Annotated in this window: 14 protein-coding genes; 9 read left to right on the forward strand and 5 right to left on the reverse strand. The window is 67.3% G+C overall.

Translation table 11 applies throughout. The annotated features are described in order from the left end of the window. The first annotated feature begins 17 nt into the window (after positions 1–17). The 3 genes from ACZYZ7_RS16930 to ACZYZ7_RS16940 are packed head-to-tail and all read left to right on the forward strand — an operon-like array spanning position 18 to position 1,413. On the forward strand, positions 18–179 hold the full coding sequence (locus tag ACZYZ7_RS16930; protein ID WP_018603531.1) for a DUF4177 domain-containing protein: 162 nt from the start codon (positions 18–20) through the stop codon (positions 177–179). Next, positions 176–631 carry a RidA family protein gene (locus ACZYZ7_RS16935; protein ID WP_135459106.1) on the forward strand — a complete coding sequence of 152 codons (456 nt, stop codon included), beginning with the start codon at positions 176–178 and terminating at the stop codon, positions 629–631. Before ACZYZ7_RS16930 ends, ACZYZ7_RS16935 begins: the two co-directional genes overlap by 4 nt. Next, a complete protein-coding gene (locus ACZYZ7_RS16940) occupies positions 628–1,413 on the forward strand; it encodes an MBL fold metallo-hydrolase (protein WP_450072361.1) in 786 nt (261 codons plus the stop codon). The genes ACZYZ7_RS16935 and ACZYZ7_RS16940 overlap by 4 nt, the downstream gene beginning before the upstream one ends. Before the next feature lie 73 nt (positions 1,414–1,486). Here the strand turns inward: ACZYZ7_RS16940 and crp are convergent, their stop codons facing one another. Beyond that, positions 1,487–2,161 (reverse strand): cAMP-activated global transcriptional regulator CRP, encoded by a 675-nt coding sequence (gene crp, locus ACZYZ7_RS16945; protein ID WP_003883807.1) that lies wholly within the window; start codon positions 2,159–2,161, stop codon positions 1,487–1,489. Between the two features lie 507 nt (positions 2,162–2,668). Between crp and nth the strand changes: the two genes are divergently transcribed. Genes nth through marP form a run of 4 tightly spaced genes read left to right on the forward strand, consistent with a single transcriptional unit; the run spans position 2,669 to position 5,993 of the window. After that, positions 2,669–3,349, forward strand: coding sequence for an endonuclease III (gene nth, locus ACZYZ7_RS16950; RefSeq protein WP_463741426.1), 681 nt, complete (start codon positions 2,669–2,671; stop codon positions 3,347–3,349). Between the two features lie 6 nt (positions 3,350–3,355). Continuing rightward, positions 3,356–4,003: a TlpA family protein disulfide reductase gene (locus ACZYZ7_RS16955; protein ID WP_450072362.1), complete on the forward strand. Its 648-nt coding sequence runs from the start codon at positions 3,356–3,358 to the stop codon at positions 4,001–4,003. Positions 4,004–4,014: 11 nt separating this feature from the next. Continuing rightward, positions 4,015–4,791, forward strand: a complete 777-nt coding sequence (locus ACZYZ7_RS16960) for an NUDIX hydrolase (RefSeq protein ID WP_463741373.1) — start codon at positions 4,015–4,017, stop codon at positions 4,789–4,791. A gap of 11 nt (positions 4,792–4,802) precedes the next feature. Next, on the forward strand, positions 4,803–5,993 hold the full coding sequence (marP, locus tag ACZYZ7_RS16965) for an acid resistance serine protease MarP (RefSeq protein WP_135459093.1): 1,191 nt from the start codon (positions 4,803–4,805) through the stop codon (positions 5,991–5,993). On the opposite strand, the gene ACZYZ7_RS16970 is transcribed toward marP, so the two are convergent. Together ACZYZ7_RS16970 and ACZYZ7_RS16975 are read right to left on the reverse strand one after the other, a co-directional pair. After that, positions 5,994–6,929, reverse strand: a complete 936-nt coding sequence (locus ACZYZ7_RS16970) for an alpha/beta fold hydrolase (protein ID WP_463741374.1) — start codon at positions 6,927–6,929, stop codon at positions 5,994–5,996. Further along, positions 6,929–7,435: a phage holin family protein gene (locus ACZYZ7_RS16975; RefSeq protein WP_450072365.1), complete on the reverse strand. Its 507-nt coding sequence runs from the start codon at positions 7,433–7,435 to the stop codon at positions 6,929–6,931. Before ACZYZ7_RS16975 ends, ACZYZ7_RS16970 begins: the two co-directional genes overlap by 1 nt. A gap of 174 nt (positions 7,436–7,609) precedes the next feature. Between ACZYZ7_RS16975 and ACZYZ7_RS16980 the strand changes: the two genes are divergently transcribed. Beyond that, positions 7,610–8,245 (forward strand): S1 family peptidase, encoded by a 636-nt coding sequence (locus tag ACZYZ7_RS16980; protein ID WP_450072444.1) that lies wholly within the window; start codon positions 7,610–7,612, stop codon positions 8,243–8,245. Positions 8,246–8,311: 66 nt separating this feature from the next. Here the strand turns inward: ACZYZ7_RS16980 and acs are convergent, their stop codons facing one another. Next, the gene (acs, locus tag ACZYZ7_RS16985; protein ID WP_463741375.1) at positions 8,312–10,273 is read right to left on the reverse strand and encodes an acetate--CoA ligase; all 1,962 of its coding nucleotides are present in this window, start codon (positions 10,271–10,273) and stop codon (positions 8,312–8,314) included. Between the two features lie 126 nt (positions 10,274–10,399). Between acs and ACZYZ7_RS16990 the strand changes: the two genes are divergently transcribed. Next, positions 10,400–11,140, forward strand: a complete 741-nt coding sequence (locus ACZYZ7_RS16990) for a Fic family protein (RefSeq protein ID WP_135459085.1) — start codon at positions 10,400–10,402, stop codon at positions 11,138–11,140. 427 nt (positions 11,141–11,567) lie between these two features. Here ACZYZ7_RS16990 and ACZYZ7_RS16995 read toward each other — a convergent pair whose 3' ends face one another. After that, positions 11,568–12,425 (reverse strand): HAD-IB family hydrolase, encoded by an 858-nt coding sequence (locus ACZYZ7_RS16995; protein WP_463741376.1) that lies wholly within the window; start codon positions 12,423–12,425, stop codon positions 11,568–11,570. Between the last annotated feature and the right edge of the window lie 336 nt (positions 12,426–12,761).

Consider the following 12,761-nt stretch of genomic DNA (forward strand, 5'->3'; position numbering starts at 1 on the left):
ACCGATAAGCTCAGCCCATGAGCGAACCAACCCGGTGGGAGTACGCCACGGTGCCGTTGTTGACCCATGCCACCAAACAGATTCTCGACCAGTGGGGACATGACGGCTGGGAGCTGGTCTCGGTGCTGCCCGGCCCGACCGGCGAACAGCATGTCGCCTACCTGAAGCGGCCGAAGTGACCGTGAGCGGACGGCTGGCCGAACTCGGGATCGAACTGCCCGACGTGGTCGCGCCGCTGGCCGCCTACGTGCCCGCGGTCCGGACCGGCAACCTGGTCTACACCGCTGGTCAACTGCCGATCCAGGGCGGCGAGCTGCAGGCCACCGGCAAGGTCGGCGCCGAGGTCAGCCCCGAGCAGGGCGCGGAGCTCGCCCGGATCTGCGGACTCAACGCGCTGGCAGCGGTGCACGCGTTGGTGGGCATCGACTCCGTCGTCAGGATCGTCAAAGTGACCGGGTTCGTCGCCTCCGCGCCCGGGTTCAGCGGGCAGCCTGGCGTCATCAACGGCGCCTCGGAGTTGTTCGGTGAGATCTTCGGTGAAGCAGGCGCTCACGCGCGTTCAGCCGTTGGCGTGTCGGAACTGCCGCGCAACGCGCCGGTCGAAGTCGAGATCATCGTCGAAACCGTGTGAGTGCCAGCGTGACCCAACACCCGGCCTACGGGCTGCTGAGGCCCGTGACCGGATCGGCCTCGGTCCTGCTGTGTGACAACCCTGGGCTCATGACCCTGGAGGGCACCAACACGTGGGTGCTGCGCGGCCCTGGTAGCGACGAGATGGTCGTCGTGGACCCCGGGCCCGACGATGAGGCGCACATCGCCCGCATCGCCGAACTGGGCACCGTCGCGCTGGTGTTGATCAGTCACAAGCACGAGGACCACACCGGCGGAATCGACAAGCTCGTTGAGTTGACCGGCGCCACCGTCCGGTCAGTCGGCAGCGGTTTCCTGCGTGGCCTGGGCGGCCCGTTGACCGACGGCGAGGTGATCGACGCCGCGGGCTTGCGGATCAAGGTGATGGCCACCCCGGGGCACACCGTGGATTCACTGTCGTTCGTGCTCGACGACGCCGTGTTGACCGCGGACACCGTGCTGGGCCGCGGCACCACCGTCATCGACACCGAGGACGGCAGCCTGCGCGACTATCTGGAATCCCTGCACCGGCTGCAAGGTCTCGGCGCCCGCACGGTGCTTCCCGGGCACGGACCGGACCTTCCCGATCTTCAGGCGGTGACCGCGATGTACCTGGCCCACCGCGAGGAGCGGTTGGACCAGGTACGGGCAGCGCTGAGAGAACTCGGGGACGACGCCGGGGCGCGACAGGTCGTCGAGCACGTCTACACCGACGTCGACCAGAAACTCTGGGATGCCGCCGAGAAGAGCGTCCAAGCTCAACTTGATTACCTGCGGAGCTGAGTAAACGCCGAAACGGTATTCCGGCAGCCGATTGCTCGAACGAATGCTGCCGGAATACCGTTTCGCGGAAAAACTAGCGGGCGCGCCGCGCCAACCTTTCAGAGTCGCTGATCAGCACGCTCTTGCCCTCCAGCCGGATCCAGCCGCGGTGGGCGAAATCGGCCAGTGCCTTGTTGACGGTCTCGCGCGACGCGCCGACGAGCTGGGCGATCTCTTCCTGCGTCAGGTCGTGCGTGACGCGCAGCGCCCCGCCCTCCTGGGTTCCGAACCGCTGGGCCAGCTGCAGCAGCTGCTTGGCCACCCGGCCGGGAACGTCGGTGAAGATCAGGTCGGCCAGGTTGTTGTTGGTGCGACGCAGACGGCGTGCGAGCACGCGCAGCAGCTGCTCCGCGATCTCGGGACGGTCGGCGATCCACGCGCGCAGCGCATCACGGTCCATCGACACAGCGCGCACCTCGGTGATGGTGGTGGCGCTCGAGGTACGAGGCCCCGGGTCGAAGATCGACAGCTCGCCGAACATGTCCGACGGACCCATGATGGTCAGCAGGTTCTCGCGACCGTCCGGTGACCGGCGGCCGATCTTCACCTTGCCGGAAATGATGATGTACAGGCGGTCGCCGGGCTCGCCCTCGGCGAAGACTGTATGCCCGCGCGGGAAGTCGACGGGCTGCAACTGCTTCGTCAGCGCCGACACGGCGGTCGGTTCGACGCCCTGGAAGATTCCGGCCCTGGCCAGGATCTCGTCCACGTTGCCCCTTAAGCTATTGGGTGTGTTGTCCTCTTACTGATACTTCCTGCTCAGTCTAGAGGTACGCGGTTTCGCGACTAGCCCACGCTACACACGATTGACAGGTCGAGACGCAGGAAACCCGGTATTGATGGCCTGCGGCTCGTAGTACCGCGTCGGCAAACGCTCACTATCGAGGTCGATGATCACCGGCTTGACCCGTGGTATCACGGCCGCCGCCGGGCCCGGTTTTCGGTCCAACCCCGATTCGAGTCGCTCGAGCCCGAACGCCGCCAGCATGAGCAACCCCGGGATGAGCGCTACCAGCAACCACGACACAAGGCAGTAGTTAACACGGCGCAGGTCTCAGCGGGGTCACGAATCATCACCGGTCCGCGCCACGGTATGTCCGTCGAGGTCAGTACGCTGACTGTCGTGACTGCGGCTGCCGCCCCAACAGGGAAAACGCGCCGGTCCAAGAAGTGGGACACCGAAACCCACCTGGGCCTGGTGCGTCGGGCTCGACGGATGAATCGTGAACTGGCCCGAGCATTTCCGCATGTCTACTGCGAGCTGGACTTCACCAACCCGCTGGAGTTGGCGGTGGCGACCATCCTGTCGGCGCAGAGCACTGACAAACGGGTGAACCTGACGACCCCGGCCCTGTTCAAGAAGTACCGCACGGCGCTGGACTACGCGCAGGCCGATCGCACCGAGATGGAGGAGCTGATCCGGCCGAACGGTTTCTACCGGAACAAGGCCAACTCGCTGATCCGGCTCGGCCAGGAGCTCGTGGCCCGGTTCGACGGCCAGGTGCCCGACAACATCGAAGACCTGGTGACTCTGCCGGGGGTGGGGCGCAAGACGGCCAACGTCATCCTGGGTAATGCCTTCGACATCCCCGGGATCACCGTCGACACGCACTTCGGGCGGCTGGTGCGGCGCTGGCGCTGGACGACCGAGGAGGATCCGGTCAAGGTCGAGTTCGCGATCGGTGAGCTCATCGAACGCAAGGAATGGACCCTGCTGAGCCACCGGGTGATCTTCCACGGGCGCCGGGTCTGCCACGCCCGCAAGCCTGCGTGCGGGGTGTGTGTGCTGGCCAAGGACTGCCCGTCGTTCGGGCTCGGGCCCACGGATCCGGAGACCGCCGCGGCCCTGGTCAAGGGTCCCGAGACCGAGCATCTGCTGGCGCTGGCCGGGCTGTGAACCCAGATGAGTAGATCGGCCCGCTGGACCGTGGTGGTCCTGGTGGTCTTGGTGGCGCTGGGTACCGCGCTCTGGATGGAATTGCGCGACGAGCCGGCACCGCAGGCCGGGGCGGGGCAGTCCACCTCCCGTGATCACCGCGACGCCGATACCCCCGAGGCCCTCGCCGGGCCCCGGGCCCGCGCGGATCTGCCGCCGTGCCCGGGCCCCGGGACCGGAGAGGGTCCGGAAGCCCTGCGCGGCATCACCCTGGACTGCGCAGGTGACGGGAAGCCCGTCGACGTGGCGTCCGCGCTCGCGGGCCGGACCGTGGTGCTCAACCTGTGGGCCTACTGGTGCGGGCCGTGCGCCGACGAGTTGCCGGCGATGGCCGAATACCAACGCCGGGTCGGTGACGATGTGCTGGTGGTGACCGTGCACCAGGACGAGAACGAGACCGCGGCGCTGGTGCGGCTGGCCGAACTCGGAGTGCGGCTGCCGACGCTGCAGGACGGCCGGCGGCTGGTCGCGGCCGCGCTCAAGGTGCCCAACGTCATGCCTGCGACGGTGGTACTGCGCGCGGACGGTAGCGTGGCCGGGACCCTGCCCCGCTCGTTCGTCAGCGCCGACGAGATCGCGGCGGCGGTCGACGAGAAGATCCGCTCTAGCCGATAGGAGCACCCGGGGTGAGATCGACGCGCGACGGGCTGTTCCCGGATGCCGCCCCGGCATGGCTCAAGCCGCTGGTCGACAACCTCGACCGGGTGCCCGACGCCTATCGCCGGCGGGTGCCCCCGGACGTACTGGCCGGCATCGTCGAAGCCAACAACCAAGCCGCCCAGGCCGGCGCTCTGCGCGACGCCGCGGTGCTGGTGCTGTTCTCGGGCCCGCCCGAGGGCGCACCCCCACTCCTTCCCGAGGACGCCGACCTGCTGGTGACGGTCCGCGCCTCGACACTGCGCCACCACGCCGGCCAGGCCGCGTTCCCCGGCGGCGCCACCGATCCCGGCGACCAGGGCCCCGTCGGCACGGCTTTCCGCGAGGCGTGGGAGGAGACCGGCATCGACACCAGCCGGCTGTACCCGCTGGCCACTCTGGAGAAGATGTTCATCCCGCCGTCGGGGTTCCACGTGGTCCCGGTGCTGGCGTATTCACCCGACCCGGGCCCGGTGGCCGTCGTCGACGAATCCGAGACCGCCGTCGTGGCACGGGTTCCGGTGCGGGCCTTCATCAATCCGGAGAACCGGATCATGGTGTGTCGGGAAGCCAGCACCCGTCGGTTCGCCGGGCCGGCCTTTCTCCTCAACGAGATGCTGGTGTGGGGTTTCACCGGCCAGGTCATCTCGGCGATCCTCGACGTCGCGGGCTGGGCCAAGCCCTGGAACACCGAGGACGTCCGCGGACTCGATGACGCAATGGCCCTCGTCGGGCATGACAACGGTTACGGTGAAGCCCCATGTTGAAGTGGATATAGATGACACCCTCGGTCTGGCTCGATTTCGCAATCCTCGGCATCGGCTTCGTCGCAGCCATCTCAGGCTGGCGCTCCGGCGCGCTCGGTTCCTTGCTGTCGTTCATCGGTGTGGTGCTGGGTGCGGTGGCAGGCGTGCTGTTGGCGCCGCACGTGATCCCGCACGTCAGCGGTGACCGCACCAAGCTGTTCGCGACGCTGTTCCTGATCCTCGCGCTCGTGGTGATCGGTGAGATCGCCGGTGTGGTGCTTGGCCGTGCCGTGCGCGGCACCATCCGCAACCGCCTGTTCCGGGCGTTGGACTCGGTGGTCGGAGTCAGCCTGATGCTGGTCGCGGTCCTGGTCGCGTCGTGGCTGCTCGGTAGCCTGCTGACCTCCTCTGATCAGCCCAATCTGGCTGCGGCAGTGAAGAATTCGCGGGTGCTGACCGAGGTCGACAAGGTGGCGCCGGACTGGATGCGCTCCGTCCCGAACCGGTTGTCGGCGCTGCTGGACACCTCCGGGCTGCCCGATGTGCTCGAACCGTTCGGCCGCACCCCGATCGTCAACGTCGACGCCCCCGACGCCTCGCTGGCCACCGATCCCATCGTGACGACGAGCCGGCCCAGCGTGGTCAAGATCCGCGGTATCGCACCGAGCTGCCAGAAGGTGTTGGAGGGCAGCGGGTTCGTGGTCGCGCCCAATCGCGTGATGTCCAATGCCCACGTGGTGGCCGGCGCCGACAGCGTGACCATCGAGGCCGACGGCAAGACCTACGACGCGGGCGTTGTGTCGTACGACCCCAACGCCGACATCTCGATCCTCGATGTCCCGAATCTGCCGATCACACCGCTGCAGTTCGCCGAACAACCGGCCCCCAAGGGCACCGACGCGGTGGTGATGGGTTACCCGGGCGGTGGTGACTTCCTGGCCACCCCGGCCCGCGTGCGCGAGATCATCGAGCTCAACGGACCCGACATCTACCGGAGCACCACCGTCACCCGTGAGGTCTACACGGTCAGGGGCACAGTGCGGCAAGGCAATTCCGGCGGCCCGATGATCAACCGGGCCGGCAAGGTGCTCGGCGTGGTGTTCGGTGCGGCAGTCGACGACGCCGACACCGGGTTCGTGCTGACCGCCAAGGAAGTCGAGCGTCAGCTGGCCAAGGTCGGCAACACCCAGCGGGTGGCAACCGGGACGTGCATCAACTCCTGATCACTTGGCGTGCAGCTGGGCCAGGAAGCGGCCCAGCTGCTCGTTGACCGCCTCAGGCTGTTCCTCATGGCCGAAATGCCCTGCATCCGTGATCGATACGTAGCGGCCGTGCGGCGCATAACGTTGGGTCCGGTGCACCGGGTCGGTGAGGACATACGGGTCGGCGTCGCCGCGCATGTGCAACACCGGCACGTTGATCGGGCGTTTCATCGAGCGCATGAACCGCAGACCCTCGCCGCGCAGTTGGCTGCGAACCGCCCACCGCTGATATTCCAGTGCGCAGTGCGCGGCTCCCGGAATCTGGATGGCCTGGCGCAGATGGCCCATGGTGTCGGAGAAGTCTTGGCTGGTCTGCCATTTGGCCCCGGCCCGGCTGCGGATGAGGCGCTCCAACTCAGCGCCGTCGTGCCGGGTCAGCGCGTGTTCGGGCCACCCGGGCAGTTGGTAGCGCAGCATCGACGGCAACAGGGCCCGGCCCTGGTCCCGGCGGGTCAGTGTGGAGGCCCGCAGAGCCACCGGGTGCGGTGAGCTGACGAGGGCGATCGCGTTGACCACGCGAGGGTGGAGCACAGCCGTCGCCCAGCACACGAGGCCACCGTCGGCATGACCGACCAGCGTCGCGGTCTTGTGTCCCAGCGCCCGGACCAGTCCGGCGGTGTCCCCGGCCAGGGTCCAGCCGTCGTAACCGCGCGGTGGTTTGTCGCTGTCGCCGTAGCCGCGCAGGTCGACCGCGACGACCCGGGCTCCGGTCAGTCCGGTGAGTTGGTGACGCCACGACCACCAGAACGAGCCGAACCCGTGCAGAAGGATGACCAGTGGACGGTCGGGTTGCGAGCTCTCGCCCTCGACGACATGGAAGCGAATGCCGTTGGCGTGCACCTGCAGATGCCGCCATGGCCCCTCGATCCTGGCGATCGACGGGTCGGGTGGGGGCATTACCAGCCTGACGGGTCGGTGGCCGACTTGGTCTGGACGGCCGGGAGGGCGCCCTTGTCGTGGCCGGGCGTCAGTGCCTCGCGTGTCTCCTTGACCGATTCGATGGTCTGCTGGGGACCCTTGATCCGTCGCACCTTCAGGAAGCCGAACACCGCCAGCGCCCCGGTGGTCAGCACCATGAGGCCGAACACGATCAGGAAGGCAACCCAGCGCCAGAGCCAGGTGTCGAGCAGCTCGGCCAGGAAGAAGAAGAAAAAGAAGGTCGAGTAGAACAGGACGACCAGCGCGGCGATGAAGAACACGCTGCCGGTCAGGCCCTTCTTCACATCTCGGGTGATCTCGGCCTTGGCCAGCTCCACCTCGGCGCGCAGCAGGGTGGAGACCTGCGCGGTGGCGTCCTTGACCAGGTCGCCGATCGAGGGGTCCGGCTTGGGGGCATGCGGGTCGACGAGCGGAATCGAGGTCACCGTCGTCGGAACGCCGTCCCTGCGGTCGCCTGTGCTCATGGCGTTCATGTTGCCATGCGGCGAACCCGTTAACGATCCCGGCCGACATCCGCGTCTTAGTAGACTGACCTCATTCTTGACTTGCGCGGGTCGGGCGCGTCGATCGGAGGACTCTTGACGAGCAGACACCGCTGGCAGTGGCTCATTGGTGCATCCGTCATCGGCATCGTGGCGATGCTGACCCCTGCCCCGGCGCATGCTGATCCGCCGGTGGTGCTGGGCGGCGGCTCGGGCATCGTGGTCAACGGCGATGCGTTCTGCACGCTCACCACGATCGGGCACGACAGTGCCGGCCGGCTCATCGGTTTCACCTCGGCGCACTGCGGCGGACCGGGTGCCACGGTGTCGGCTGAAGGCGCCGACAGCGCGGGGGTGCTGGGCACGATGGTGGCCGGTAACGATGGCCTCGATTACGCGGTCATCCAGTTCGACCCGGCGAAGGTGACCCCGACCAACAACGTCAACGGGTTTCAGATCGACGGCCTGGGGCCGGATCCGGCGTTCGGTGAGATCGCGTGCAAGCTCGGGCGCACCACGGGATATTCGTGTGGCGTGACATGGGGTCCGGGCAAGGACCCGGGCACCATCGTCAACCAGGTGTGCGGGCAGCCCGGTGACTCGGGTGCGCCGGTGACCGTCAACAACCGGCTGGTCGGCATGATTCACGGCGCCTACTCCGAGGAACTGCCGACCTGCGTGGTGAAGTTCGTGCCGCTGCACACGCCGGCCGTGACGATGTCGTTCAACACGCAGCTGGCGGACATCACCGCCAAGAACCGACCGGGAACGGGTTTCGTCCCGATTTCCTAGCGCCAGCAGACGCAAAACTGCCCCTTTTCAAGCGAAAAGGGGCAGTTTTGCGTCTGCTCGGCGGAGTTACTTGCTGGCGCGGATGGCCTCGAACACGCTCGGGTCCACCAGCGTCGAGGTGTCACCGAGCTCACGGCCCTCGGCGACGTCGCGCAGCAGCCGGCGCATGATCTTGCCGCTGCGGGTCTTGGGCAGCTCGGGCACCACGTGGATCTCCCGCGGCTTGGCGATCGGGGAGATCTCGGTGGCCACCTGGGCGCGCAGCTCGTCGATCATGGTGTCGGCACCGCCGTGCGCGCTGGCCTTCAGGATCACGAACGCGCAGATGGCCTGTCCTGTGGTGTCGTCACTGGCGCCGACGACTGCGGCCTCGGCCACCCCGGAGTGCCCGACCAGGGCCGACTCCACCTCGGCGGTCGAGATGCGGTGCCCCGAGATGTTCATGACATCGTCGATGCGGCCCAGCACCCAGATGTTGCCGTCAGAGTCGTAGCGGGCGCCGTCACCGGCGAAGTACCAGCCCTGCTCGGCGAAGCGTGACCAGTAGGTTTCCTTGAACCGCTGCGGGTCACCCCAGATGCCGCGCAGCATCGCCGGCCACGGCTTGTCCAGCACCAGGTAGCCGGTGACGTGCTCGGCTTCGTCGGCGCCGGGTACCAGCTCGGTGCCTTCGTCGTCGACGATCCTGGCTGAGATGCCGGGCAGCGGAGTCATCGCCGAGCCGGGCTTGGCTGCGGTCACACCGGGCAGCGGCGAGATCATGATGGCCCCGGTCTCGGTCTGCCACCAGGTGTCCACGATCGGAGTCTTGTTGGCGCCGATGACTTCCCGGTACCAGCGCCAGGCCTCGGGATTGATCGGCTCGCCCACCGAGCCGAGCAGCCGCAGGCTGGACAGGTTGTGCGCGGACGGGATCTGACGGCCCAGCTTCATGAAGGTGCGGATCAGCGTCGGCGCGGTGTAATAGATTGTGACGCCATACTTTTCGATTATCTCGAAGTGGCGGTGCTCGGTCGGTGAGGTGGGGGTGCCCTCGTAGACCACCTGGGTGGCGCCGTTGGCCAGCGGTCCGTAGGTGATGTAGGTGTGCCCGGTCACCCAGCCGATGTCGGCGGTGCACCAGTACACGTCGGTCTCGGGTTTGAGGTCGAAAACGTTGTAGTGCGTGTACGCCGCCTGGGTGAGGTAGCCGCCCGAGGTGTGCACGATGCCCTTGGGCTTGCCGGTGGTGCCCGAGGTGTAGAGCAGGAACAGCGGCTGCTCGGAGTCGAACGACTCCGGGGTGTGATCGGTGGAGGCGGTATCCACGGTCTCGTGCCACCACAGGTCGCGGCTGTCGGTCCAGTTCACGTCGATTCCGGTGCGCCGCACCACCAGTACGTGCTCGACCGACGGCTGGTCCGAGACGGCCTCGTCGACGGCATCCTTCAATGAGGCGGCCTTGCCGCGCCGGTACTGGCCGTCGGTGGTGATGACGAGCTTGGCCTGGGCATCCTCGATGCGTGCCTTGAGTGCACTGGCGGAGAAACCGGCGAACACCACAGAGTGCATGGCGCCCAGTCGCGCGCAGGCCAGCATCGCCACGATCGCCTCGGGCACCATCGGCATGTAGATGGCGACGCGATCGCCGGCGGTCAGGCCGAGTGCGGTCAGGGCATTGGCCGCTCGGGAGACCTCGTCCTTGAGTTGGGCGTAGGTGATGTCGCGGGCGTCGCCGACGGGCTCACCCTCCCAGTGGATCGCGACCCGGTCGCCGTTGCCCGCCTCGACGTGACGGTCGACGCAGTTGTAGGCGACGTTGAGCTTGCCGCCCACGAACCACTTCGCGAACGGTGCCTCCGACCAGTCGAGTACCTCGCTGAACGGGGTCTGCCAGCTCAGCCGGTTGGCCTGGGCGGCCCAGAACGCCAGCCGGTCTTGCTCGGCCTCGGCGTACAACTCACCCGTCGCGTTGGCGTTGGCCGCGAAATCGGCAGGCGGCGGATAGGCTGACGGAACTTCGGTAGACGTCGCTGGGGCGTTTGACATGCGTGTGAGCCTAGTCACCAAACGTTGCAGCGGCGTTGGGACATCACATGGCGGCTGCCGGGCGGCGGTCTTGATGCGCCCAACGGTCGGCGAGATGACGTTCAGCGGTCGGCTAGCGTTTCGGCTATGACCGATCCACTCGCACCGCTGGTCGACTTGCCCGGTGTTTCTGCGGCCAGCGACGAGGCGCGTGAGGCCCTGGGCCGGGCGCATCGACACAAGTTCAATCTGCGCGGCTGGCCGCAGACCGCTGCCGAAGCTGCCCTGCGGGCGGCGCGGGCCTCGGCGGTGCTCGACGGTGGGGCCGTCCAGCTGTCCGCCGACGGTGAACCCGACGCGGTGACCGCGGGCGCCATCCGGGTCGCCGAGGCGCTCGAAGGCGGCGCCACCGCGCTGGTCGGGGTGTGGCAGCGGGCCCCGATGCAGGCACTGGCCAGGCTGCACGCGCTGGCCGCCGCCGACCTCACCGACGACGAGCATCTGGGCCGGCCGCGGACCGATCCCGACGTCGGTCGTCGTCTCGAGCTGCTGACCGAGATCCTGGCCGGCGGCTCCAAGGTTCCCGCCCCCGTGCTGGCCGCCGTCGCGCACGGCGAACTACTCAGCCTGGCTCCGTTCGGCACCGCCGACGGCGTGGTGGCCCGCGCGGTCTCGCGCCTGGTGACGATCGCCAGCGGGCTGGACCCGCACGGGCTCGGGGTTCCCGAGGTGCACTGGATGCGGAAGTCGGGGGAGTACCGGGCTGCCGCACGAGGATTCGCCTCGGGCACACCCGACGGGCTGACCGCATGGCTGCTGCTGAGTAGTGAGGCCTTGAAGGGCGGAGCGCGGGAAGCGCTGCAGATCGCCCAGTCGGCAGCCGGTTGACGCTCCCGGTCACAGGGCTCTCAGCAAACGAAAGCGGGCGACGTTCCGAAACGATGTTTCGGCTCGTCGCCCGCTAGCACGGATACCGGTTACCAAGCGTGCCAGATGGGTTACGTGGGTGGCCTCGGCGTCCTTGCAATGCGCTTCGGCTGCAACCCTACCCAAAGGACCGTCGGTGCCGTCCGCTCTTCGCAATCACGCAGGCCCGCAACACTTTTGCCTATTCCGCGGCATGTGCTCCGCGTGGGTGCCGGGACCCGTGCTGGGGAGCCCGGTTCGGGAGATCTAGCCTTCTCTTCCGGCTACACCTTGGCCTCATCCAAGCTTCCGTGGTTCCTTTGTACTACGTGACCACGGTCACAGCAAGGGTGAAATGCGCCTGACTTCTGATCGTTACGCCGGGGTGTCAGCTACTACGTGCGGTAGGTCAGGAAGTGAAGCGGCGAAGGAGTGAATATGTCAGTGCGCCGGCCGCCAGGGCGCTGATTCCGACGGCCGCAGTGGTGGCCACCGCGGCCCCCGACGGTGCCGGAATCCGGTCACGCAGCGACACCGGCCTGGTGAAGGTCAGCACCGGCCAGCCGCGCGAGGCGGCCTCCTTGCGCAGTCCCCGGTCCGGATTGACCGCGGTGGGGTGGCCCACGGACTCGAGCATCGGAACGTCGGTGATCGAATCCGAATAGGCATAGCAGTGGTCGAGGGCGTAGCCCTCGCGTGCGGCCAGGGCGCGGATCGCCTCGACCTTGCCCTCGCCGAAGCAGTAGAAGGCGATCTCGCCGGTGTAGCGGCCCTCTTCGACCACCATCCGGGTGGCCATGGCGTGGGTGGCACCCAGTGCCCTGGCGATCGGCGCGACGATCTCCTCGCCCGAGGCCGACACCACCACAACGTCGCGGCCGCACAGCTTGTGGTCGGCGATCAGCTCGGCCGCCTCGGCGAACACCAGTGGGTCGACGATGTCGTGCAACGTCTCGCCGACGATCGACTTGACCTGTTCGACATCCCACCCCGTGCACATGTTGGTGATGTAGCTGCGCATCCGGTCCATCTGCTCGTGGTCGGCGCCCGACATCAAGAACAGAAACTGGGCATACGTCGACTTGAGAACGGTGCGCCGGTTCAGCAGCCCCTGGCTGAAGAAAGGTTTGCTGAAAGCAAGCGTGCTGGACTTGGCGATGACGGTCTTGTCGAGGTCGAAGAAGGCCGCCGTACGCACCGGCCGACCGTCGCGCGGTCCGGATTGCTGTGCCATCAACTCCCCGGCAGCCCGATCGGATGCGGTCACAAGCGCCAGCATAGAGGCAGGTGCATCGTCTTATCCGACTGCCAGTGCAAAATGGCAGTTCACGACACATTCTTTCGGGCGTGACTCCCCGAATCCCGGTTGGTAGCCCGCACGGGTGTCTCTTGCATGTTTTGGCAGTTCCGTGTGTATAGTGAGCATTACTCGGCTTATGCCGAGGGTGTATCAGCCCGACCCCCCGGGGCTGATACACGACGACCTCCGCCTCCTCCCCCCCTGGCGGGGGTCGTCCCTTTTCTAGGGGAAGAATCCTCGGCGACCGAGCCTCGTTGGTTGCGGAACCGTATTTTCACTGGACCTGGTCGGTACGTTCGCGGA

The sequence above is a fragment of the Mycobacterium sp. IDUB_17 genome (genome assembly GCF_055419465.1).